Origin of the sequence: Hymenobacter oligotrophus, from assembly GCF_003574965.1 — a bacterium.
Lineage (GTDB): Bacteria > Bacteroidota > Bacteroidia > Cytophagales > Hymenobacteraceae > Solirubrum > Solirubrum oligotrophum.
Map to the genome: position 1 here is coordinate 1,042,134 of NZ_CP032317.1, position 23,551 is coordinate 1,065,684.

The 23,551-nt window shown below is 60.8% G+C and carries 22 protein-coding genes; 4 read left to right on the top strand and 18 right to left on the bottom strand.

From position 1 onward, the window contains the following. Positions 1-30 precede the first annotated feature (30 nt). Entirely contained in the window at positions 31-1,044 is a 1,014-nt protein-coding gene (locus tag D3Y59_RS04375; RefSeq protein WP_240410528.1) for a GDP-mannose 4,6-dehydratase, read from the top strand. Between the two features lie 51 nt (positions 1,045-1,095). On the opposite strand, the gene D3Y59_RS04380 is transcribed toward D3Y59_RS04375, so the two are convergent. After that, entirely contained in the window at positions 1,096-1,785 is a 690-nt protein-coding gene (locus D3Y59_RS04380) for a lipid-A-disaccharide synthase N-terminal domain-containing protein (protein ID WP_119443947.1), read from the bottom strand. 15 nt (positions 1,786-1,800) lie between these two features. Continuing rightward, positions 1,801-2,550 carry a glycosyltransferase gene (locus tag D3Y59_RS04385; protein ID WP_119443948.1) on the bottom strand — a complete coding sequence of 250 codons (750 nt, stop codon included), beginning with the start codon at positions 2,548-2,550 and terminating at the stop codon, positions 1,801-1,803. Positions 2,551-2,719: 169 nt separating this feature from the next. Between D3Y59_RS04385 and D3Y59_RS04390 the strand changes: the two genes are divergently transcribed. Next, entirely contained in the window at positions 2,720-3,340 is a 621-nt protein-coding gene (locus D3Y59_RS04390; protein ID WP_119443949.1) for a DUF3575 domain-containing protein, read from the top strand. 81 nt (positions 3,341-3,421) lie between these two features. Here D3Y59_RS04390 and hisIE read toward each other — a convergent pair whose 3' ends face one another. The 8 genes from hisIE to hisG all read right to left on the bottom strand — a co-directional run bounded on the left by hisIE (position 3,422) and on the right by hisG (position 11,002). Beyond that, positions 3,422-4,063, bottom strand: coding sequence for a bifunctional phosphoribosyl-AMP cyclohydrolase/phosphoribosyl-ATP diphosphatase HisIE (hisIE, locus tag D3Y59_RS04395; RefSeq protein ID WP_119443950.1), 642 nt, complete (start codon positions 4,061-4,063; stop codon positions 3,422-3,424). Positions 4,064-4,175: 112 nt separating this feature from the next. Continuing rightward, positions 4,176-4,934, bottom strand: coding sequence for an imidazole glycerol phosphate synthase subunit HisF (gene hisF, locus D3Y59_RS04400; RefSeq protein WP_119443951.1), 759 nt, complete (start codon positions 4,932-4,934; stop codon positions 4,176-4,178). A gap of 30 nt (positions 4,935-4,964) precedes the next feature. Then, the gene (gene hisA / locus D3Y59_RS04405; protein WP_119446318.1) at positions 4,965-5,684 is read right to left on the bottom strand and encodes a 1-(5-phosphoribosyl)-5-[(5-phosphoribosylamino)methylideneamino]imidazole-4-carboxamide isomerase; all 720 of its coding nucleotides are present in this window, start codon (positions 5,682-5,684) and stop codon (positions 4,965-4,967) included. A gap of 31 nt (positions 5,685-5,715) precedes the next feature. Beyond that, entirely contained in the window at positions 5,716-6,303 is a 588-nt protein-coding gene (hisH, locus tag D3Y59_RS04410; RefSeq protein WP_119443952.1) for an imidazole glycerol phosphate synthase subunit HisH, read from the bottom strand. Positions 6,304-6,415: 112 nt separating this feature from the next. Next, positions 6,416-7,519, bottom strand: coding sequence for a bifunctional histidinol-phosphatase/imidazoleglycerol-phosphate dehydratase HisB (gene hisB / locus D3Y59_RS04415; protein ID WP_119443953.1), 1,104 nt, complete (start codon positions 7,517-7,519; stop codon positions 6,416-6,418). A gap of 91 nt (positions 7,520-7,610) precedes the next feature. Then, complete coding sequence (gene hisC / locus D3Y59_RS04420) at positions 7,611-8,708, bottom strand: histidinol-phosphate transaminase (protein ID WP_119443954.1); 1,098 nt, start codon at positions 8,706-8,708, stop codon at positions 7,611-7,613. 53 nt (positions 8,709-8,761) lie between these two features. Continuing rightward, positions 8,762-10,054, bottom strand: a complete 1,293-nt coding sequence (hisD, locus tag D3Y59_RS04425; protein ID WP_119443955.1) for a histidinol dehydrogenase — start codon at positions 10,052-10,054, stop codon at positions 8,762-8,764. Positions 10,055-10,150: 96 nt separating this feature from the next. After that, entirely contained in the window at positions 10,151-11,002 is an 852-nt protein-coding gene (gene hisG, locus D3Y59_RS04430; RefSeq protein ID WP_119443956.1) for an ATP phosphoribosyltransferase, read from the bottom strand. Positions 11,003-11,486: 484 nt separating this feature from the next. Here hisG and D3Y59_RS04435 point away from each other — a divergent pair, with 484 nt between their 5' ends. After that, a complete protein-coding gene (locus D3Y59_RS04435; protein ID WP_119443957.1) occupies positions 11,487-12,347 on the top strand; it encodes a DUF2911 domain-containing protein in 861 nt (286 codons plus the stop codon). Between the two features lie 248 nt (positions 12,348-12,595). On the opposite strand, the gene D3Y59_RS04440 is transcribed toward D3Y59_RS04435, so the two are convergent. The 5 genes from D3Y59_RS04440 to mnmA all read right to left on the bottom strand — a co-directional run bounded on the left by D3Y59_RS04440 (position 12,596) and on the right by mnmA (position 19,756). Continuing rightward, positions 12,596-15,127 carry a TonB-dependent receptor gene (locus D3Y59_RS04440; protein WP_119443958.1) on the bottom strand — a complete coding sequence of 844 codons (2,532 nt, stop codon included), beginning with the start codon at positions 15,125-15,127 and terminating at the stop codon, positions 12,596-12,598. Beyond that, positions 15,127-15,822 carry a ribulose-phosphate 3-epimerase gene (gene rpe / locus D3Y59_RS04445; RefSeq protein ID WP_240410532.1) on the bottom strand — a complete coding sequence of 232 codons (696 nt, stop codon included), beginning with the start codon at positions 15,820-15,822 and terminating at the stop codon, positions 15,127-15,129. Before rpe ends, D3Y59_RS04440 begins: the two co-directional genes overlap by 1 nt. A gap of 138 nt (positions 15,823-15,960) precedes the next feature. Further along, the gene (locus D3Y59_RS04450) at positions 15,961-17,649 is read right to left on the bottom strand and encodes a S8 family peptidase (protein WP_119443959.1); all 1,689 of its coding nucleotides are present in this window, start codon (positions 17,647-17,649) and stop codon (positions 15,961-15,963) included. A 200-nt stretch (positions 17,650-17,849) separates the two neighbouring features. Next, the gene (locus tag D3Y59_RS04455) at positions 17,850-18,569 is read right to left on the bottom strand and encodes a hypothetical protein (protein WP_119443960.1); all 720 of its coding nucleotides are present in this window, start codon (positions 18,567-18,569) and stop codon (positions 17,850-17,852) included. Positions 18,570-18,604: 35 nt separating this feature from the next. After that, entirely contained in the window at positions 18,605-19,756 is a 1,152-nt protein-coding gene (mnmA, locus tag D3Y59_RS04460) for a tRNA 2-thiouridine(34) synthase MnmA (protein ID WP_119443961.1), read from the bottom strand. Positions 19,757-19,976: 220 nt separating this feature from the next. Between mnmA and trpF the strand changes: the two genes are divergently transcribed. Then, complete coding sequence (gene trpF, locus D3Y59_RS04465; RefSeq protein ID WP_162910539.1) at positions 19,977-20,600, top strand: phosphoribosylanthranilate isomerase; 624 nt, start codon at positions 19,977-19,979, stop codon at positions 20,598-20,600. 15 nt (positions 20,601-20,615) lie between these two features. Here the strand turns inward: trpF and D3Y59_RS04470 are convergent, their stop codons facing one another. The 3 genes from D3Y59_RS04470 to D3Y59_RS04480 form a co-directional block, all read right to left on the bottom strand. Continuing rightward, positions 20,616-21,464, bottom strand: a complete 849-nt coding sequence (locus D3Y59_RS04470; protein WP_119443963.1) for a maleylpyruvate isomerase N-terminal domain-containing protein — start codon at positions 21,462-21,464, stop codon at positions 20,616-20,618. A gap of 16 nt (positions 21,465-21,480) precedes the next feature. Then, positions 21,481-22,140: a tRNA (guanosine(46)-N7)-methyltransferase TrmB gene (gene trmB / locus D3Y59_RS04475; protein ID WP_119443964.1), complete on the bottom strand. Its 660-nt coding sequence runs from the start codon at positions 22,138-22,140 to the stop codon at positions 21,481-21,483. 71 nt (positions 22,141-22,211) lie between these two features. After that, on the bottom strand, positions 22,212-23,525 hold the full coding sequence (locus D3Y59_RS04480) for a bifunctional folylpolyglutamate synthase/dihydrofolate synthase (protein WP_119443965.1): 1,314 nt from the start codon (positions 23,523-23,525) through the stop codon (positions 22,212-22,214). Positions 23,526-23,551 lie beyond the last annotated feature (26 nt).

Genomic DNA, 23,551 nt, shown 5'->3' on the forward strand with positions numbered 1-23,551 from the left:
CCTGTCATTTCTTATACCTTTGCTGGCCTCATGCTTACCCCTGTTTCTGCTCCCAACTACATGCCCACGGTTCTGGTTACCGGCTGCGCAGGCTTTATCGGTTCGCACCTTTGCGAGCGGTTGCTAGCCGACGGATTTCGCGTGTACGGGCTCGACAATTTCGACCCGTTCTACCGTCGCGAAACGAAAGAGCAAAACCTGACCGGCTTGTTGGGCCACCCAAACTTTGGGTTTGCCGAGTTGGACTTGCGCCACGGCGTAGAAACCCTGAACGCAGCGTTTCCCGACGAAACACCCGACGTGGTAGTGCACCTGGCGGCCAAAGCCGGCGTAGGGCCATCGGTAAACGAGCCCGCCGCTTACCTCGATAACAATGTGGTGGGCACCACCCACCTGCTCGAATGGATGCGCTTACGCGGGGTGCAGCGCTTGCTATTTGCTTCGTCGTCGTCGGTATACGGCAACACGCCGCGCCGGCCATTCCGCGAAGATGAACCCCTGCTGGCTTCGTGTATTTCGCCCTATGCGGCCTCCAAACTGGCCGGCGAGCAGCTAACCTACACCTACCACCACCTCTACCAGCTGAGCGTACTGAACGCGCGCTTCTTTACCGTGTACGGGCCGCGCCAACGGCCCGATTTGGCTATCCACAAGTTCATTCGGCTGCTGCGCGCTGGCCAACCCATTCCGGTATTTGGGGATGGCACCACGGCCCGCGATTATACCTACGTAACCGATACAGTAGATGGCATTGTGCGCGGGGTGCGTTACCTCATGGCGCAGGCGCGGGTGTACGAAACCATCAACCTGGGCAATAACCGCCCAATACCCTTGCTCGAGCTGGTTGCCGCCGCGGGCAAAGCCGTTGGCGTAACTCCCGAGTTGCAGTTTCAGCCCATGCAAGCCGGCGACGTTGAGGTAACCTTTGCCGACATCAGCAAAGCGCAACAGCTGCTCGGCTATAACCCGGCTACCTCGCTCGAAACGGGGCTGCAGGCGTTTGTGCACTGGCTTGATGCCGTACCCGAGCCCGCGCAAGCCTAAGGCAAGCAGCTACGCTTAAACTTTCCCCCTAGGTACCACTCACGCCGTGCGCTATCTGGCCTGCACTTCCGGTTCCTCGATGGGCGCTGCATTGGCAGCCGCTTCGGTGGTGGGCTGCTGAAGTTCGCGGCGGAGCAACACGATGTTGCGGGCATACACCACCGTACCGAAAACGTTGCCCAGTATCAGCACCGCATCGTGGCGCAGCGCAGCGTACACCAGAATCATCACGGAGCCGACGAAGCTAACCAGCCAGAAACCCAACGGCAACACCGACTCTCCTTTGCGCTCCGAGTAGAGCCACTGGTACACAAAACGCAGCAGGAACACCGTTTGCCCCACCGCCCCGAGCAGCAACCACCCCCCCGGAATGCGCGAGGAAAGCATGGCTTGCAGGCTGAAATGCGGCGTGCCGGCCACAAACCAACCTAGGGCTGCCAACGGAAACGCGTAGGCCGCAAACCGAAACACCGGCGTGAGCTTGCCCCACTCGCCCAGCAGCTGCAGGTTGCGGATGTAAATGGCATAGCTGATGACTTGCGCCCCCAGAATGATGGGGTCGTGGCGCAGCATGCCGTAAATGATCATCAGAAACGACGACACCAGGCTGATTTGCCAGAACACACTGGGCACCAGTACCCGCTTGGCCCGCTCGCTCTGAACCCATTGCACCACAATGCGGCTCGAGAAGAGCAGCTGCGACGCAAGCCCGATCAGCAGGGCAACGGTTTCGGTTTTCATGCCAGCGGGTGCCACCTAGGCGGCGTGGTGGTGCTTCTCTCCGATTTCGTAGTTCTTCCAGCGCGAGCGAATCCAGCGGTAGCCGAAGGTATCCACCAGGGGCTTCCACAACCGGTTCCAGAGGTTATACTTGGCCGTGCCGGCAAAGCGCGGAAAGTGCCGCACCGGCAGCTGCTTTACCTTGCCGCCTTGCAACTGCACCAACGCACCCAGGAAACGGTGCATGCCATGGAACAGCGGAATGCGCCGGGCGTATTCCGTTTTGAGGATCTTGAGCGGGCAGCCCGTATCCACAATCCCATCGTTAATCATTAACCGCCGAAAATTGTTCGCGATTTTCGACGAAAGCAGCTTCACCGGCGAATCCTGCCGCTTGGCCCGAATGCCCGTTGCCATATCGTACTCGGGCAAAAACGGCAGCAGCTCCAGGAAGTCCATGGGCGTGGTCTGGATGTCCGAATCGATGTAGCCCACCAGGGTGCCCCGGGCATGGTCGATGCCGGCTTTGATGGCCGTGCTTAGCCCGCGGTTTTGGGCCAGCGAAACGAACTCGTAGCGGGTGTCTTGGCGGCAGATGTTGCGCATCAGCGCCAAGGAGCCGTCGGTGGAGCCGTCGTTGACAAACAGCACGGTAGTAGCCACCGGGGTTACTTCCAGAAACTTGTTCATCTCGGCCACAAACTGCTGCAGGCTTTCTTCTTCGTTGTAAACCGGCACCAAAACGGTAAACGACTGCGTGGCGAGGTAGCGGGAGTTATCGGGCATAACTTAGAAAACGGCCTGCAAGGTAGGCAGGAAATCGGGCTGCATTGCGTGCGCAGCCGCTCACCCGATGCCGGGTGCGGCATTGCGCCACGCTGGCATTTATTTTAACGCTGCTATATAGCAAGGCCGAAGCAGGCGTTGATGGAATGCTATACACCTAACAAATTTGATGAAGCACGTTTTAATCGCATCTGTTGCGGTCCTGTTCGGCCTTGCACCGGTTGTCGGGCAGGCACAATCCGAACCAAGCGTCGGGCCAGTTCAAACCACGCCTGCGGGCAAAGCGCATGCCCTTAAGCTGGGGCTGCTGGGAAACTGGAACCGGGGTGTGATGCTCAGCTACGAACGCCAGTTGGGGGCACATTCGAGCCTACAAGGCGGGGTGGCCTATTGGAAGAGTTCGTACCGTGGCTTTACCCGAACAAACTTGCATGAGATTTCCGTTGAGCTAACCTACCGGCGTTACTTGCAGTCGAGCAAACCTGTTCTTATTGGTTGGTACGCCGCCGGCGGAGTTGTTTACCTAGGCAACAGCTTCAGCCGCGGTAGCGCGAGCAGCTCGGAGGATTGGTACCACGATGGCCAAGCCCTTAAGCTGAACATCGGCCGGCAATTTCAGCTTGGCCAGCGTTTCACGTTTGATATAAACCTAGGGCCGAGCATGGCCTTTGCGGTAATTCGCCCTTACAAGTACGATCCGCAACTGCAGAGCTACCAACCTGCCGAGCGCAAAAAGCTTGTTACCAACACCGGCCTGGCCGCGGCGCTGCAGTTTGGTTATCGTTTATAGGCCTGGATAAACCAGTTGGCAAAGACAAAGCCCGGCCGGAAGTGTTCCGGCCGGGCTTTTCTCTGCCGGTTTCCATCCGTCTTAATCGCGGCGAGTTCCGGCCGATATTGTGCTGTGGCGTTGGCGCAGCACCTCCACCACATCTTCAATGCCTAGGTTCGAGGCGCGGAGCAGCACCAGCAGGTGGTACAGCAAATCAGCGGCTTCGCCTTTCAGGCCTTCGCGGTTGCCTGCTACCGCGTCGATGACCGTTTCTACGGCCTCCTCGCCTACTTTCTGGGCAATCTTCGGCATACCCTTCTGAAAGAGCTTTACCGTGTACGAATTGGGTTCTTCGTCGGGGTGTTGCTGACGCCGGGAAACCAAGCGCTCCAGCTCGGCCAAAAAGCTTACCGGGGCCGTGGGCAACGCTGCTTGCTCCTCCTGCTCGAAACAGCTAACGGTGCCGCGGTGGCACGTAGGGCCGTCGGGCCGGGCCCGGATGAGCAGCGCGTCGTTGTCGCAGTCGGGGTGCAGGCTTACCACGGTTAGGTAGTGGCCGCTGGTTTCGCCTTTCGTCCAGAGGCGATTCTTGGAGCGCGAGAAAAAGGTAACGCGTCCCTCCTGCTCGGTTTTGCTCAGCGCCTCCTCGTTCACGTAGCCCAGCATCAACACCTGCCCGGTGTCGGCGTCCTGCACTACGGCCGGAATCAGCCCGCCCATTTTTTCGAAGTCTAAAGTCATTTGAGTTATCAGTTGTCCGTTGCCGGTTGCCAGTGACCGGATTTGAGTTGTCCGATGTCAGTGCCCATGCAAGTCAGGATAAACTGACAACTGGCAACCGACAACCGACAACTCATAATCTTACCGGCAGGCCGGCGGCCCGCAAGTGCTGCTTTAAATCAGGAATGCCGATTTCGCCGAAGTGGAAGATGCTGGCCGCCAAGCCAGCATCAGCCTGGGCTTGCTGAAACACGTCGGTAAAGTGCTCCATTTTGCCCGCCCCGCCCGAGGCAATTACGGGTACGCTCACGGCCTGGCACACGGCACCGGTTACATCCAGCGCAAAACCATCCTTGGTGCCGTCGTGGCTCATGGAGGTAAGCAGCAGCTCGCCGGCCCCGCGCTCGGCGGCTTCGCGGCACCACGCCACGGCATCGAGGCCCGTAGCTACGGTACCGGCGCGGGTATACACCTGCCACCCGGCTTCGGGCGTGTGGCGGGCATCCACGGCCACCACAATGCACTGCGAACCGAAGCGGCGGGCCAGCTCATCAATCAGCTCGGGGCGCTGCAAGGCGGCCGAGTTAATCGAAACTTTATCGGCCCCGTTGAGCAACAGCGCTTCCACATCGGCCACGGCGCCAATGCCGCCGCCTACGGTGAACGGGATGTCCAGCTCGCGGGCTACGTCGCGCACCAGGGCCACCAGCGTTTGCCGCTTCTGGTTGGTGGCGGTTATATCGAGGAACACCAGCTCGTCGGCGCCCTGCTTCGCGTATTGCGACGCCAGGGCTACCGGGTCGCCGGCGTCGCGCAAACCCTCGAAACGGATGCCCTTCACGGTGCGGCCGTCCTTTACATCGAGGCACGGAATGATGCGTTTGGTCAGCATCTTCTTTAGGTTGAAAGTACAGAAAGGAACCTAGGCTACGAACCGGCTGAGGTCTTCGAGCCGAATGGTGCCCTCGTATATAGCCTTGCCGATGATGGCGCCGTACATGCCTACTTCGGCCAGGGCCTCCACATCGGCAATGGTGGTTACGCCACCGCTGGCTACCAGCTGCGCTTGCGGCAGTTCGGCGCGTAAGGCTTTGTAAGCACCAAGGGACGGGCCTTGCAGCTTGCCATCCTTGCTGACGTCGGTGCACACAAAGGTGGCGGCGCCGGCGCCTAGGTACGCGGCCACAAACTCGGCCAGGGTCCGCTCCGATTGCTCGGCCCAGGCGTTGATGGAAATGTGGTTGTCGCGGAAGTCGGCACCGACGATGATGCGCTCGGCCCCGAAGCTGCGCAGCCAAGCCTGCACGGTGTCGGGCTCGCGCACGGCAATGCTGCCCGCCGTGATTTGCGCCGCGCCGGCATCGAAGGCTTGCCGTACGGCTTCCTCTTGCTGCAAGCCGCCCCCAAAGTCGATGATCAGGTTGGTGTGGCGGGCAATGCGCTCGAGCACGGGCAGGTTTACGGGCCGCTTAGCGCGGGCGCCATCAAGGTCGACGAGGTGCAGGCGGCGCATGCCGTGCTGCTCGAAACGCTGAGCTACGGCCAACGGGTCGGAGTCGTACGTGGTTTGCTGCGCAAAGTCGCCCTCGGTGAGGCGTACGCATTGGCCACCGATGAGGTCGATGGCGGGAATGATTTCCATCATGCTGGTATGGTGTTCTGGCGGCCCTAGGTTAGAGCGCCAAAAAGTTCTGAAGGATGCGGGTACCTACTGGGCCGCTTTTCTCGGTGTGGAACTGCACCGCGTAGAAGTTGCGGTGCTGCACCGCGGCACTAAATGGCGCCGGGTAAACTGCTTCCGCAATGGTGTACTCGCCTACCGGGGCATAGTAGCTGTGCACGAAATACACGAAGTCTTCCTCGCGCAAGCCTTCGAACAACGGCGTGCGCAGCCGTTGCAGGTTGTTCCAGCCCATGTGCGGCACTTTGTGCTGGGCATCGGGTGCGAAGCGCTTTACCTCAAAGGGCAAAATGCCGAGTAGCTGCGTGTCGCCTTCTTCGCTGTGCTGCCCCAGCAACTGCATCCCCAGGCATATACCCAGGAATGGCTGCTCGAGCGTAGGCAAGAGTTTGTCGAGGCCTTGGGCGCGGAGCTCGTGCATGGCCGAAGCTGCCTCGCCTTCCCCCGGAAACAAGATCTTGTCGGCCCGTCGGATGACGTCATGATCAGCGGTCAGGGTTGCTTGTACGCCTAGGCGCTCCAAGGCAAACAACACCGACTGAACATTGCCGCCTTTGTAGTCAATTACTGCTATTTCCATTTCGTTATACCAAATGTTTATACAAATGAGAAGGCGGTAATGAATCCGTGTTATGCTACACAAGTAAGTCTCTTAGGCAGCTTTCCCATTTGTATAAACATATGTTTAAGCCCTACAGAACGCCTTTGGTGCTAGGTATTTCCATCTTAGCAGCATCACGCTGCAGTGCAGCTTTCGTTGCTTTGGCTACTGCCTTAAAGATGGCCTCAATCTTATGGTGCTCGTTGTCGCCCTCGCACTTTATATTGAGGTTGCAGCGGGCTGCGTCGGAGAAGCTTTTAAAGAAATGGTAAAACATTTCGGTAGGCATGTCTCCTACTTTTTCGCGCTTGAACGTGGCATCCCACACCAGCCATGGGCGGCCCGAAAAATCGATAGCCGCTTGCGCCAACGAGTCATCCATGGGTAGCAAGAAGCCGTACCGAGCTACTCCACGCTTGTCGCCGATGGCTTGGTTGAACGCTTCGCCGATGGCAATGGCAGTGTCTTCAATCGTGTGGTGTTCGTCGATGTGCAAGTCGCCTTGTACCTCTACCAGCATATCGACGCCGCTGTGCTTGGCCAGCTGATCAATCATGTGGTCAAAAAATCCGAGGCCCGTTTTTATGCTGTGCTTCCCGCTGCCGTCGAGGTTCAGCTCCACCCGAATTTTCGTTTCGTTCGTGTCGCGTTGTACCACGGCCTTGCGAGCGGGCAAACGCAGAAACTGGTATATCGCATCCCAGCTAGTTGTCGTCAGTGCCGCGCGGTCGTCGCGGAGTTCGTCGCTGATCAGGATGGATTGGCAACCTAGGTTCTCGGCTAGCTGCACGTCGGTAATCCGGTCGCCGAGCACGTAGGAGTTCGGCAGGTCGTAACCGTTGGCCGCATCGAGGTACTCCGTAAGCATGCCAATGCCGGGCTTGCGCGTCGGCAGGTTTTCGTGCGCGAAGCTGCGGTCGATGTGGCTACGCACAAACTCCACCCCTTCGCCGCGCAAAATGTCGAGCATCAGGTTTTGGCAAGGCCAGAAGGTGTCCTCCGGGAACGACGCCGTGCCCAGGCCATCTTGGTTTGTTACGAGCACCAACTCGTAGTCAAGCTCGCGAGCGATGCGCGCCAGGTTGCTGATGGCCCCCGGCAAAAACTGAAACTTATCGAAACTATCGACCTGCTGGTTGGGCTGCGGCTCTACCAAAATGGTACCGTCGCGGTCGATGAAAAGCACTTTTTTCATGTGAAAGTCGCAAGACCTAGGGCCTCGCGTTGGGAAGTAGTTGAACAAACAAAGCCGCCCCGCTGCCAATGAGAGGGGCGGCTTATCTTACCTAGGCAAACTGCTGCAGGGCTTCGAGCAGTTGCTCATTCTCGGCGGGCGTGCCCACCGTCAGGCGCAGGCAACCCGCGCAGCCTGGCTGGGTAGTGCGGTTGCGCACCACGATGCCTTTGCCGAGCAGGTACTCATACACGGCAGTGGCATCGGGCCGGAAGCGGACGAGCAAGAAGTTGGCATCGGATGGAAACACTTCTTCCACAATGCCTACTGCAGGCAGCTGCTGCTGCAACCACGCGCGGCCGGTCAGGAGTTCTTGCCGCATTTGCTCAAAGCGGGCCGCGTCGCGCAGGCCAGCAAACGCATGCTGTTGCGTAGCCTCCGAGATATTGTAAGGAGGCTTGATCTTGTTGAGGTAGCCAATCAGCTCGGCCGATGCGAAAGCCATACCCAGGCGCAGGCCAGCCATGCCCCAGGCCTTCGAAAACGTCTGCAGCACCACCAGGTTGGCAAACTCGTCGAGGCGAGTGGTCCAGCTCGGAGCGTCGGCAAAATCTACGTAAGCCTCGTCAACCACAACAATACCACGGAAGCCGCGCAGGATTTGCTCGATGGCATCCTGGTGCAGCAGGTTGCCGGTGGGGTTGTTGGGCGAGCACAGAAAAACAACTTTCGCATCCGAGGCCAACACCTTATTAATAACCTCGGCCGAAAGCTGAAAATCGCCCGTGAGCGGGATACGCTCAATGGCCACGTCGTTGAGGTTTGCGGCCACCTCGTACATGCCGTAGGTGGGCGGCAGAATGGCAATGCTATCCTGGCCGGGCACGCAAGTAAGGCGCAGCAGCAAGTCGATGGCTTCGTCGGAGCCGTTGCCCAGGAAGATTTGCTCCGGACGGACGTGCTTGAGCTTGGCTACTTCGGCTTTCACGGCGCGCTGCAGCGGATCGGGGTACCGGTTGAACGCCTGCGGCCCCACCGAGCCCAGGCTGTTTTCGTTGGCATCCAGCATTACCTGCGCCGTGCCCTGAAATTCGTCGCGGGCCGAAGCGTAGGGTTTCATGGCCCGGATGTTGGGCCGTATGAGTGAGTCGAGGTTCATTAGAGAAGGACGAATGAAGAAGGAGGAATGAAGAATTACTTCAATAAGCATGAATCAGGCGGCAACGAACAACCCATGTGGCCGCCCGCTTCCTTATTCATTCCTCATTCTTCCTTCAGCGAAGCCAAGCGCAGCGTTACTGCTCGGGCGTGGGCGCGCAAGCCTTCGGCCTCGGCCATGGCTTCGACAACGGGGCCTAGGGCCCGTAGACCGGCTGGCGTGATGCGCTGGAAGGTTATTTTCTTCACGAACGAGTCGAGCGATACGCCGCTGTAGTTGCGGGCGTAGCCGTTGGTGGGCAGCGTGTGGTTGGTACCCGAGGCATAGTCGCCAGCCGCCTCGGGCGTGAGGTGACCTAGGAACACCGAGCCAGCGCTGGTTACGCCCGCGGCCATGGCCTCGGCGTTTTCAACGGCCAGAATCAAGTGCTCGGGCGCGTACTGGTTCGAGAACAGCAGCATTTCCTCGGAGGTGCGCAGCAAAATGGCGCGGCTTTCGCGCAAGGCCAATGCCGCTACTTCGTGCCGGGGCAACTCGGCCAACTGGCGTTGTACCTCGGCCGTTACTTGCTCGAGCACGCGCGGCGAGTTGGACAGCAACACCACTTGCGAATCGGGCCCGTGCTCGGCCTGGCTCAGCAAATCGGCCGCCACGAACACGGGATTCGCGGTTTCGTCGGCAATTACCAGCACCTCCGAGGGCCCAGCGGGCATGTCGATGGCCACGCCGCGCTGCGCGGCGAGCTGTTTGGCGGCCGTTACGTAGCGGTTGCCCGGGCCGAAAATCTTATCGACGGCCGGTACGCTGGTGGTGCCGCCCGTGAGTGCGGCTACGGCTTGGGCGCCCCCGGCTTTAACGATGGTATCGATGCCGAGCAGCTCAGCCGTGAACAAGATGACGGGGTTAACGGAGCCGTCTTTGCCGGGGGGCGTGCACAACACAATTTCGGGGCATCCGGCCAGGCGCGCGGGCACGCCCAGCATCAGCAAGGTGCTGAACAAGGGCGCCGTGCCGCCGGGTATGTACAAGCCCACCCGCTGCACCGGCACCGAGCGGCGCCAGCACTCCACGCCGGGCATGGTTTCGAGGCGCAGCTCGCCCTCGCGCTGGGCCGCGTGAAAACGTTCGATATTCTGGTAGGCCTGCCGAATGGCGGCTTGCAAGTCGGCGGGTACTTGGGCAATGGCCGCGCGCACCTCGCCGGGCGAAACGCGCAGGCTACCTAGGGTTGCTCCGTCGAGCACGGCGGCGTAGTGCAGCAACGCCTCGTCGCCGCGTTGGCGCACGTCGTCGAAAATTTCACGCACCCGCTGCTCCACCTGCTTCGCTTCGCCTTGGGCCGGGCGCTGCTGCAAAGCAGCCCACTCAGCCGGCGAAGGATATTGAATGATTTGCATGTGTTAAGTTTTAGGTATTAGGGCCTGGGGCTTAGGTTGTGGGTTATAAGCGGTTTCGTCTCCGAGCCCTAAAACCTGACACCTAAGCCCTATAACCTAACTAATCATCTTCTCGATGGGCAGCACCAGAATGCCTTCGGCACCCACGGCTTTCAGCTGATCCGTAACATGCCAGAAGTCGTCCTCATTTACCACCGATTGCACCGAAACCCAGCCTTGCTCAGCCAGTGGCGTAACCGTGGGCGACTTGATGCCGGGCAGCAGCGCCTTCACGGCATCGAGCGACGCTACGGGGGCGTTTAGCACAATGTACTTGTTGCGGCGCGCGCGGCGCACGGCCTGCATCCGAAACTGCAGCTGTTCCAGCAGGGCTTGTTTTTCGGCCGACAATGCGCGGTTGGCAATCAATACGGCCTCGGAGCGGAACACCGTTTCTACTTCGCGCAAGCCGTTGCCCAACAGCGTGGAGCCCGACGATACAATGTCGCAGATGGCATCGGCCAGGCCAATGCTCGGCGCAATTTCCACGGAGCCGCTGATGGTGTGCAGGTTGGCCTGCACGCCGTGGCCGGCGAGGTAAGTACCTAGGATTTGCGGGTACGAGGTGGCAATGTTCTTGCCCTGCAGGTCGGCTACTGAGGCGTAGGCCTCGCCGCGCGGCACCGCCAACGACAAGCGGCACTTGCTGAAACCTAGGGGTTCCACTTCCAGCTCGGGCAGGCCGGCTTCTACCAGCACGTTCTGGCCTACCACGCCTAGGTCGGCCACGCCATCCTGCACGTAGCCAGGAATGTCGTCGTCGCGCAGGTATAAAATTTCGAGGGGAAAATTGGTGGCTTCGGTTTTGAGCTTGTACGAGCTGCTAACGAAGCTAATGCCACACTCGCGAATCAACGACAAAGAGTCTTCGCTGAGGCGGCCCGATTTCTGGATTGCCAGACGGATCATGAACAAGAAACAATAACAACGGGAAACGACGCCAGCCAGCAGCCAATGCGGCCGAAAGTGTACGCTGAACGCCAGAAAATGAAAAGGGGTGCCGGAAAGCAACAAACCCTAGGTGGGTTGTGCACTGACCAAACCGGCTGGGGCGACGTAGGTTCGGACCGTAGCCGAACGCTTATACGTAAGTTATTCCTCTCCCGTGGAGGAATGGTGGTGATGATGGCCAGCATGCCCGTGTGCGGCAGCCCAACGCGGGGCAACCGGCAACATAGAGGGGCGCAACAAAGCAGCGAGGGGCATGCGGCAGGGATGAGTTGCGCAAAGGTAAACAGCGGAACGATTTTCGCAAGTGCAGTTTTTTTGGCACCCGCCCGAATTTAACGGCCACATGATGATGTGGTTTTAAACCCTGCGGCTTTCGGCATGTCGTATCTTGGCACTAGAAATCCCGCCCCGAACGTTGCTACCCTACCACCTGCATCAGCTTATGTCGCGCGTATTGTGTTTTTTTCTGGCGTTTGTGTTGTGTATATCGGTTGCCCAGGCGCAGCAGTTTACCCTGCCGCAGGCCAGCCCGCATGCTTTCGTCAGCCAAACCGTAGGCCTCACCGAAATAGCCGTCGATTACCACACCCCCGCCGTGCGCAACCGCGCCATTTGGGGGCAGCTGGTGCCCTACGACCAGGTGTGGCGCGCCGGGGCCAACGAAAACACCATCATCTCCTTTACCGATTCGGTGCGCATCGGCAACCAAACCGTGCCGGCCGGCAAGTACTCGCTGTTTGTGCTGCCCTCGGCCGAGCACGACTGGCAGTTTATCCTGAACAAGGTAACCACCCACTGGGGCGCCGAGGGCTACGACGCCAAAGAAGACCAAGTGCGCGTGCCGGTAATGCCCGAGCAAAGCACCATGCACGAAACGCTGGTGTACTGGTTTTCCGACGTGCGGCCCAACTCGGCCAAGCTCAACCTTTCGTGGGAGCAAAAAACCATTTCCGTTACCATCCGCACCAACGTGCACGCCAAGGTGCTCAACGCCATGCAGGCGGCCCTCACGGAGCGCCCCAACGATCCGCAACTGCTGGCCCAAGCCGCCGATTACCTTATCCAGAACCGCATGGAAGCCGAACTGGCCCTGCGCTACATCAACCGCGCCATCGAGCTCAACGACAGCTACACCAACAATTGGCTGAAGGCTCGCCTCATGGCGCAGAAAGAAGACTACCTCACGGCCGTTGAAATTGCCCGCCGCGCCATTAAAATGGGCGACAAAGACGATGAATCGTTTAAGCACCAATTGCCCAACATGCGCCTGGCGCTAACCGAATGGCAGTCGAAAGCCTACTAGCACCCAAGGTGTTCCGCACGAAAAAGGCCGCAGCAGCGGCCTTTTTTGTGGGTACCGGCCGCGGCCTTTGGGTTAAGTAGTCAGTCGAAAACAACTTTTTGCATTTGGGCGTCATGCTGAGCAAAGCCGAAGCATCTCTGCCGCTTCGTCCGATAGCATTTCAACGAAGCGGCAGAGATGCTTCGGCTTCGCGGACGCCAGATGGGCATGACGTACTTTCCGGCATAAGCTTAACTTATGACGAGCACTTAAAACCGAGCAATAACCCGCAGGTTGATAACGCGCTGCGACAGGTAGTTCGGCACGCCGTAAGTGGTGCCGTTCAGGTCCTGAATGTAGCTGTAGCCGGCCACGTTGTTGGCGGCCAGCACGTTCAGCACTTCCAGCCCCATCCAGATGCTTTCGGGCTCGTAGAAGCGGCGCTGCTGGTCGGTGCGCAAACTGAGCACTTTGGAAAAGCCAAGGTCGACGCGCTTGTAGCTGCGGGTAAGCTTGCTGGTGCCGCGCAGCTCGGGCAACCCGGGCGGGCTGAACGGCAAACCGGTACCAAACACCACGTTCACGTAGCCGCGCACCGAGGGGTTGTCGGGCAGGTGGTCCTGGAAAAAGATGCCCAGGTTCAGGCGCTGGTCGCTGGGCCGCCGGATGTAGCCCTTTTCCTTCTGGCCGATTACGTTACCTAGGGAGTCGTACTGCGTGATGACGTCGCCACGCAGGTTTTCGCGGGTAGTCAGCACCCCCAGGCTAAACCACGACTCGGCCCCGCGCACAAACTCGCCGCTGAAGCGCGCATCGAAGCCAGCCGCGTAGGCCGTAGCCAGGTTTTGGCCGAAGTAACGCAGGCGCACGTTGTCGACATCGTACGGTACGACGTCGGTGAGGTACTTGAAGTACGCTTCGGTGGTTAGCTGAAACGGCCGGCCGGCGGCTTTTAGGCGGTATTCGCTCCCTGCGATGAAATGCACGGAGCGTTGGGCCTTCAGGTCGCGGTTGAGCACGCCCACCTGGTTGCGCAACTCGCGGTAAAACGGCGGCTGGTAGTACAAGCCCGCAGCCGCTTTGTACGACAACCGCGGGTTGCGGCGGCTGATGGCCGAATACTGCACCCGGGGGCTTACCGCAAGCTGGTTGTTGACGGACCAATAATGCAGGCGCACGCCGTAGGTGAGCGTACGCAGCGAATCGAGCCGCCAGGTGTGCTGCCCGTAGCCCTGCACCCGCGCCGACTCCAGGTTCAAATCGGTGCGCAGGCGGGTAAAACGTTGCACCGGCACAAAGTCGGCCGAATCCACAAAGGTGTACTCGTCGAGGCGGTCGTCGATGTTTTCGCGCCCGCCCTTCAGGCCGAAGCGCAGCGTGTGCCGCTCCGTGGGCTGGTACGTTGCGCGCGCCTCGAGGCTGGCAATCCAGGCGTTGAGGCGGTTGCGCGAGTGGTCGAAGCGCGAGCCGATGTCGCGTTGGCGCACGGCTTGGTTGAAGGTGCGCGAGCTAGGGTCGCGGTCGATATCGGCCAAACGGTACGCGGCTTCCACATCCCGAAACTCCCATTCGCGCGTGAGCAGTCCGCCGGCAATCAGCTCGCCGCTGAGCTTGGGCGTAAAGTGGTGCGTCAGGTTCAGGCCGCCTTGGTACGTATCGTACTGCATGCGCTCGTAGCCGGCGTACCCGATAAACAAGCGCTGAAACTCGTTGGTGCCGGTGCTGAATGTAACCTGGCCGCTTTGAGGCGCAAACCGAAAGTTGTTGCGCGCGGCCGAGGCCAGCAGCCCCAAGCTGGTGCGCTGCATATCGCCCTGCGGACCTAGGCCCGCCCGCACGTACACTTGCCCGTCTAGGAAGGTTGGGTCGTAGGCGCCCTGGGCGCTGCGCAACGAACGCAGCACGTACTGGGCGTTTTTGTAGCGCGCCCCAGCCAAGTAGCTTACCCGCCCCGACTTCGAAACCGACTCGACGTGGGCTGCCCCGCCTACCAAACTGCCCGTTACCGATGCGGCATTGCGTTGCGGCTGCTTGTACTCGATGTTGAGCACCGACGACAGCTTGTCGCCGAAGCGCGGCTGCCACCCGCCCGATGTAAAATCGACCCGCTCCACCAAATCGGGGTTCACAAAGCTCAGGCCCTCTTGCTGCGCGGCCGTTACCAAAAACGGCCGATAAATCTCGATACCGTTGACGTAAACCAGGTTTTCGTCGTAGTTGCCGCCGCGCACCGAGTACGTGCTCGTTAGCTCGTTGTTGGCCACTACGCCCGGCAGCGTCGTCAGCACTTTGTTGAAGTCGCCGAACGCCGAGGGCACTTCTTTGATGGCCCGCGGATCGAGTTGCGTAAGGCTGATTTGCTCGCGCGTGTCTTCGCCGCGTTGGCCGCGCACCGTTACGTTATCAATGGTGCGGGCACTGCTTTGCAGCGTGAGGCGCAGCGCAGCCCGGCCGTCGGTTAGCTCTTGCGGCTGAATGGTGCGGCGCAGCGTGGTGTACCCTAGGCGGCGCAATACCAGCACCAGCGGCCGGCCGTTGGCAGGGCGCGTTGCCGTTAATCGAAACTCGCCGGATGCGTTGGTGTTGGCCCCGGCGGCCTGGCCTTCAACGGCAATGGCTACTTGCTCCAGTGGCTGGCCGTTGGCCTCGGTCACGGTGCCTCTCAGCTCGATGCGTGCAGCCGGCTGCTGCTGCGCAAAACCCGCCGTAACCGATACCGCAGCCGCAGCTGGCAAGCACAACAAACCCCGCACCACCACTACCGGCCACACGCGCTTTCGACGACGACGACTTGCGCCCATTAATTATTGGCCGTAACGGCTGCGGTTAGCTGCGCCCGCAAATCGGCCAGCGTGGCCACCGGGTCGGGCGAGTTGAAGACAAACGAACCGGCCACCAGCACATCGGCGCCAGCTTCCACCAGCGGTACGGCGTTTTGTTGGTTTACGCCGCCATCCACTTCAATCAGGGCTTCGGAACCGCAATCGGTCAGCAGCTCTTTTAGCTCGGCTACTTTTTGCAAGGTGTGCGGAATAAAGCTCTGCCCGCCAAAACCCGGGTTCACCGACATCACGCATACCAAGTCCAGCTCGGCCGCGATATCCTGCAGCACCCAAGCCGGCGTGTGCGGGTTCAGGGCAACGCCCGCGCGGCATCCCAGCTTTTTGATTTGCTGAATGACGCGGTGCAGGTGCGGGCACGCTTCGTAGTGCACCGTAATCACCTCGGCGCCGGCATTGCGAAACGCCTCGAGGTAGTTCTGCGGATCTTCAATCATGAGGTGCACATCGAGCGGCTGCTGGGCGTGGCGCTTGATGGCCTCGAGCACCGGAATGCCGAACGAGATATTCGGCACAAACCGGCCGTCCATGATGTCGCAGTGCAGCCAGTCGGCGGCGCTGCCGGCGAGGCGCTCGGTTTCGGCTTGCAGATTGGCAAAATCGGCGGCCAACAGCGAGGGCGCCAGCAAGGGAGCAATTCGGCGAGGTGTACTCATGCCACGAAGTTAGCAAAGCCCTGAATAGGTTGCGGCTGCCGGCGCCCGCGTTTGGCGTTCGGCTGGCCCTAGGTAAAAACACAAGCCCGGCGCGCGGGCCGCGCGCCGGGCTTGGTGCCAATTGCCTGCCGGCAGCGGCTACTGCTGCACAAAGCGCACCGAGCGGGGCGGCGTGTCGCTGCCCGCGTACACCGTGCAGTTGTACTGCCCGGGCTTCAGGCTACCCAGGCGCAGCGGCACTCGTTCGCCCATTGGGGGCGGCAGCAGCAGCTCTTTCACCAATGCGCCTTTGGCATCGGTTACGCGCACGCGCAGCGCCTTGCGCCGGAATGCCTCGGGCAGTTGCAAAGCCAGCTCGCGCCCCGCCGGGTTCGGGAAAATGCTCATCTCGCCGCCCGGGTTGGGGCCGGCTTTGGCCGACAACGGATTGTTTGGGTTCAGCAAATTGTAAGCCCGCGTAAAGCTCGGTATGCCGTAGCCTTGCAGGTTGTCGGGGCGGTTGGCCTGGGTGGCGCTGCGCTGCAGCCACTCAATTACTTGCTGCGCCGAAAGCGTGGGGTTGGCTTGCCAGAAACCAGCCGCCATGCCTGCCGTAATGGGGCACGCGTAAGAGGTGCCGTTGCCGCGCTGCACTACGTCGCCCACGTTCACAATTACCGAGCCTACCCCCTGCGCCGACACGTTGGGCTTGATGCGCCCATCGGCCGTAGGGCCCAAGGAGCTGAAAACGGCCTGTTGCCGCAAGGAGTCGACAGCGCCAACGGTTAGCACTGAGTCGGCATCGGCCGGCGCCCCGATGTAGCGCCAGCTGTTGGCCCCGTCGTTGCCGGCCGAGTTTACCACCAGTATGCCCGTGCGGGCCGCCATGGTAGCGGCGCGGCTGGCAATGGCGGTGCGGCCGTTCATGTCCTGGTATGAGTAGTCGCGCGAGGGGGCATCGAAGGTGTTGTAGCCAAGCGAAGAGCTGATGATGTCGACGCCCACCGAATCGGCGTACTCGGCGGCCAGCAGCCAGTTCACTTCCTCAATGTGTTGCTCCGAGCGCGTATCCTCGGTTATCATGAGGTGGTAGCTGGCCTTGGGCGCCGTACCGATAAACTTGCCGGGTTGGTTGCCGGCCATGGTTGAGAGGCACAGCGTGCCGTGGGTGCTTTTCTCAAATACCGTCTTATCGCGGTCGACAAAGTCGAAGGTGCTCAGCAAGCGGCCTTCGTTGCGCATCGATTCGAATATGCCCATCCGATCGACGCCGGGGAAGCCGGCATCGAACACGGCAATGTGCATGCCCTCGGCGCGGTAGCCCGCCTTGTGCATGGTTACGGCCCCGAGCATATCGGCCTGCCAGAAACCCAGGCCGTAGCTGGGGTCGCGCTCGGCCGTGGTGCGGGCTGCGGTGGCCGGGGCTGGTGCGGCGGGCGGCGCGGGCGTAGCCGTGGCGGTGCGGTTGAGCGTGTTGGCTGCCCGCACAAACGGCAGGCCCTGCACCCGACCTAGGGCCGCGGAGTCGCACTCCACCACGGCAGCATTGAACCACCGCGAGGTATAGAGCACGCGCACGCCCGCGGTGCTTTTAAGCTGCGCGGTGTAGCCCGGCGACACCGGCAAATCGCGCGGTTGCACAGCAATGCCTTGCCGCTGCCGGCGCTGCAGGGCCCGCTCCGACAAAAAATCGCGCGGTTGGCTTACCGTAAACGGCGTGCCCGCTTTGTCTTTGAAATAAATAAGGTGCCGGCGAACGGTGGCAGTAGGGCGTTGTGGCGGTGCGGCGGCGTAGGCTACCGTTCCGGCGGCCATTCCGAGCACGACCCACAAAATGGAGGTGCGCATGTGCGTGAAAAATCGAAACCCTGACAAGATACAGAATAGAACATATGCCTCCACTCCGGCAGCGTGCCCAGCTAATACACGCCAGGCCAGAGCCTAGGTTCCTTGCCGATGGATGAGTTGCTTCACCTAGGGCCAAAAGCAAGCCCGCTTACCCAAGTCGGGTAAGCGGGCTTGCGCGGGTTGTGGCTGGCTGTGCGCTGCTAGGGCAGCAAGGTTTCCTTGTGGTCCCAGCCTTGCTCGATGTAATCGGTACCGATGGAGCAGGTACCGCTTGTGCCCTGGCAGTAGTCGTACTTGATTCGTTCGCGGTACACCGGGCCGATGCCCTTGGCATATACCTGGCGCACAGTGTGCCGGTAAATCTTAAACAACGGGTCGTCGCCTTCGTCGAAGGTGCTCACCGTGGTTTCGTAGCTGCGGCCGCCAATGCTCAAGGGCATGCCCACTTCCTCGTAGCGGCGGTTGAGGTCGTCGATGGTTGCCTGCGGATCGTTGGGCGCAACGAACGCCTGCTTGTTCCACTCGGCGCCGGCCCGAACCGGGAAGATCAGCTCCACGGTGCGCACGTTGCTGCGCGTGAGCAGCAGGTTGCGGTCGTTTACCGTTAGGGTATGCACGCTGTCGGGCTGCCACTCGGCGGTGGCGTTGGGCCGCACCGAGCGCAACAGCTTATAGGTAAGTTTGCCGGCGGCGTCGCGGTAGGTTTCGGTTATTTGCTCGCGCACTTGCGAAGTGCGGCTGCTGCTTATTTGGTTGTTGCGCCACACGCGGTCTTCTACCTGATAAATGCGGGTGGTGCCCACCGCCAGCGGGTAGTAGTCCTTGCCTAGGTCGGTTGGGGCCTCGGTGGTATTGTCGCAGCCTGCCAGGGCCAACCCCAGGGCCAGCGCAGCAGCAGCATAAACTCGACGCAGCATCATTGATAACGGCAGTTAAACGGTAGCCTTGGCTCCTACTACGGCAGCGGAATGGGCGCGGCCAACGCGGCCGGGCTACGCTCAATCCAGCCACCGCCCAGCACGTCCTGACCGTCGTAGAACACAGCGGCTTGGCCGGGCGCAATGGCGTGCACGGGCTCCGGAAAGTAAACGTACATCTTTCCCTCCTTCTCTTCCAAAAAGGCCGGGGCGCCCGCGTGGTTGTACCGCACTTTCGTGAAAGCCAGTACCAAACCTTGCCCTTCGAGCGAGGCAAATTTGCCCATGTTCAGGCGGCCAACTACCGTAGCGGTGCGGGCCAGCTCGTCGTGGTTGCCGAGTACTACTTCGTTTGTTTCGGGGCGAATTTCGACCACGTAGGCCGGGTAGCCCAGCGTAACGCCCAAACCTTTGCGCTGGCCGATCGTGTAGAACGGGTAACCCTCGTGCGTGCCTACCACGGTGCCGTCGGTCAGCACAAACTTGCCGCCGCGCACGCGCTCCTCCAGGCCCTCCACGCGGCGCTTCAGGAAGCCGCGGTAGTCGTTGTCGGGGATAAAGCAGATTTCGTAGCTCTCCGACTTATTTACCAGCTCCATAAAGCCGCGGTCGGCGGCCATTTGGCGGATTTCCGACTTACGCAGCTTGCCCAGCGGGAATATGGTGCGGGCCAAGCTCTCTTGCGATACGCCCCACAGCGCGTAGGATTGGTCTTTGCTTTCGTCGAGGCCTTTGCTGATTACGTAGCGGCCGTTTTCGTGGCGCACGTTGGCGTAGTGGCCGGTGGCAATGTACTGGCACCCGAGCTGATCGGCGCGGCGCAGCAAAGCATCCCACTTAATGTGGGTGTTGCACAGCACGCAAGGGTTGGGCGTGCGGCCGGCCAAGTATTCGCCCACGAAGTCGTCGATTACATGGTCGCCGAACTCGTTGCGGATGTCGATGATGAAGTGCGGGAAGCCCAGCTGCACGGCCACGTTGCGGGCGTCGTTGATGGAGTCGAGCGAGCAGCAGCCGGTTTCTTTTTTGGAGCCGCCGGCCGTGGCGTAGTCCCAGGTCTTCATGGTCATGCCGACCACTTCGTAGCCTTGCTCGTGCAGCATCACGGCTGCCACGGACGAATCGATGCCGCCGCTCATCGCGACGAGGACGCGGCCTTTCGACGGCGTCGGGGTGGTATCTGGAGTCATAGAGTAGCGCCCGCGAGGTCAAAGTTCGCGGCCGAAGCGACAAAGGTAACACAGCTTCGCCGCTCGCGGTTTCCTACCTTTGTTTGGTTTTGGGTGATGGGTGACACGAAACACGTGACACGTGTGGTTGTGCTACCGGCCCCATCACCGGTCGTTTGTTACCTAGCACGTGTCACCCACCACCTGTCACGTGTTACCTGTCACCTGTTACTCTCCTGCTGTGTCACTGCTCACCTCTGTCATCGTTCGTGGTATAAACAACCTGTCCGACGCGCGCTACTGCGCCGGCATGGGCGCCGATTACATCACGTTCCGTCTCGATCCGACTTTGCCGGGCGCCGTTACGCCCGCGCTGGTAAAGGAGCTGAGCAGTTGGGTGGCCGGGGTGCAGTTGGTGGGCGAGTTCGATACCTTGCCAATAGAGGAAATCAACACCTTGGCGCAGGAGTGCGGTTTGCAGAGCGTGCTGCTGCACAAGCAGCGCCGCCCCGAAGAAATGGCGGCGCTTTCGGTTCCGGCGTTGGTGCTGGTAAACTGGATTCCGGACATGCTGCCCGAAGACGTGGATAACCGCTTCCGCTCCTTAGGTCAGCACACCACCGGTTTTGTGTTGGCCGACTTGCCACCGCAGCCCCTCACCGAGTTTCAGCTGGCCCACCTTACCGAGCAGGCCCGCAGCTACACTATTTGGCTGGCGCCGGGCTTTGCCAACGGCAGCGTGCGCGAGTTCGTGGAGAAAGTGCAGCCGCAAGGTCTGGTGCTCGAAGGCGGCGACGAAATTAAACCCGGCCTGCGCGACTTCAGCGAAATGGAAGCCGTGTTCGAGGAACTGGAAGTGGAGTAGCGCTTAGGCGTGGCGCTAGGCCATAACGGCCGTGAGGCTTAGCATTGGCTCGGCCAACCAGGCGGCCCCTTCGGCCCGCACGTACTGCGCGGCCGTTGGCGCATCCAGCTCTTTGCTCAGCAAGCGCCAGGCAACAAACCCGTCGATGTGCACGGTGGCCTCGGGCTGGCCAGTTGCCTCGGCTTCCAGGGTCCAGTTTTCGGGCCCGCGGCGCAGCGCCCATTGGTAGGTGCGCGCTGGGGTAGTGATTACCACGCGCAGCTGCGTACCCTCGGGCGCCTCCACGTTGCGGTAGTGGTGCGGCAAGGCCCGCAGCGAGGTTTGCAAGTACGGCTCGTACAGCTCGGGTTGCAGCAAGCCGGTTTCGCCCCGGCCCACTGCCTGCCTGATTTGCTGCTGGTGGTGCCACTTTTCGGTGTACTCGCGCGCCACATGAAACCAGTTCAGCGACTCACTCTCGCCCGCCCAACCCACCGAGAAAGCCGCCGGCGCCCACGGGTCGAGGGTTTCCAGGAAAGCCACATACTCCTGCCCCGATTGCTCCAGCAACTGCATTACCACCGCGGGGCTTAGGCGGCGGGTAGCCGTTATCCAATCGGCGTTCAGCTGGTTCAGGAAGCTCACTAAGCCTTGGTAGCTGCCTAGGTCGCCGGTGGGCTGTACGCCAAAGTACCCATCGCGCAGCATTGAGAGCGTACGCAGGTTGCCGTCGAGCAGGTGCAGGGCCACGTCCATCACGCGCCAGCGCGGAGCCAGCGTTTGCCGCTCCCACTCCTCGGCCGACAAACTGCGCAGCAACGCCAGCAGCTGCTCATCGAGCTTGGCAAACAACGGAAGCGTAACGATGGTCGGCTGCTGACTCATGCTGACAAGCGTTGGGTTATTCGAAGGAAAAGTGCAGGTACTTGATGGGCACGCCCAGCTCGCGGTACTTCCGCTCGTAGGTGGTCTGGATATCGTAGGTATGCGGCAGCAGGCCCGTGGTTTGGTACAGGTCGCGGGTGAACACCAGGTTGGGCGCGTTGCGCTCCTGCAGTAGCTCGAGGGTGTACTCGAACAGCAGGTCCGAATCGGTTTTCAGGTGCACCAAGCCGCCCGGGCGCAGAATTTGGCGGTACAGCTCCTGAAAGCGCGGCGCCGTGAGGCGGCGCTTGGTGTCGCCGAGGCGCGGGCGCGGATCGGGGAAGGTAATCCAGATTTCATCCAGCTCGCCGGAGCCAAAGTGCTCCAGCAAGGTTTCGGCGCGGGTACGCAAAAAGCCCACGTTGGTGAGGCCTTGCTCCTCGGCTAGTATGCTGCCGCGGTGCATTCGCTCGCCTTTGATGTCCAGACCTAGGAAATTGCGCTCGGGGTAGCGCGCCGCCAGGCCTACGGTGTACTCGCCTTTGCCGCAACCCATCTCCAGGGTAATCGGGTGGTTGTTGCGGAAGAACTCCGATTGCCAGCGGCCGCCTAGGTTGGCGAAGGTGTCTTTGCCGGGTTCTACAATGTCGGCGCGCTGCGCATTGTCGGCAAAGCGCTTCAGTTTTACTCGACCCATGAAGGGAAATCTGTGCGGTTGAAAATTTGAATGCGGGCGGCAAGCTGCCGCGTTGGGTGCCCTAGGTGGTTTTAGGCCTCGGGGGCGTACAAGTCGGGCACTTCGGCCACCACAAAGGTGCTGCCGCCCACAAAGATGGCATCATCGGCCGAGGCTTGCTGGCGGGCTGTGGCCAGCGCCGCCGCCACCGAGCCGCAAACCGTGCCTTGCAGCCCTGCTTCGCCGGCTTGCTTCGCCAGTTCTTCGGCCGGCAGCGCCCTGGGTATGTTGGCGGCGCAAAAGTAATACGTAGCCTCGGTTGGCAGCAGGCGCAACACCTTGCCTAGGTCTTTATCATTCACCATGCCCAGCACCACGTGCAGGCGCTGGTACTCCAAACGCCCCAGCTGTTGCACCACCATCCGGATGCCGGCCTCGTTGTGGCCGGTATCGCACACGGTAATGGGCGCCTGGCCAATTACCTGCCACCGCCCGCGCAAGCCGGTAAGGCGGCGCACGTTGCGCAGGCCAGCCAGTATGTGTTCATCTGTTATCGTAAACCCCTGCCGGCGCAGCTCCTCTACCACGGCCAACACGCCCGGCAAGTTCAGGCGCTGGTAGTCGCCCACCAGGCCTAGTTCTGCCTCCTCAAACCATACTGCTTCATCGCGCCACACGCGCACGTGCTGGGCCGCGGCGGCGGGGTCGTCGCGGAGCAGCTCCGCGCGGTAGTGCTGGTCGGCAAAGCTTAGCGGCGCACCTAGGGGCTGCGCTTTTTGGCCGAATACCTCGGCCACTTCGGGCTGCGTCTGGCTGACAACGGCTGGCACACCGGGCTTGATGATGCCCGCCTTTTCCGAGGCTATCTGCGGCAGGGTGTCGCCCAGTATGGCCTGGTGGTCGTAGCTGATGTTGGTGATCAGCGAGACCAGCGGCGTAATGATGTTCGTCGAATCGAGCCGTCCGCCCAGGCCTACTTCTATCACGGCAATGTCTACCCGCTCGGCCGCAAAGTAGTCGTAGCACAAGGCCACGCACATCTCAAAAAACGACGGCTTCTCCTGCTCAAACAGCCCGCGCCATTGCTTTACCCAGCTCACCAAGTAGTCGGGCGTCAGTTCTTGCCCATCAATGCGGATACGCTCGGTAAACTCGCGCAGGTGCGGCGAGGTGTACAAGCCGGTGCGGTAACCGGCACTTTGCAAGATGGCCGCCAACAGGTGCGAGCTGCTCCCCTTGCCGTTGGTGCCGGCCACGTGCACACTTCGGAAGCCGCGCTCCGGATGACCTAGGGCCTGCACCAACCGCTGAACACCTTCCAAGCCTTTCTTGAACCCCGCCGATCCTACCTTTTGGAACATAGGCAGTTGTGCGTACAGGTAATTGAGCGTCTGGGCGTAAGTCATGGTACAGGCTAAGTAGGGCCACAAAA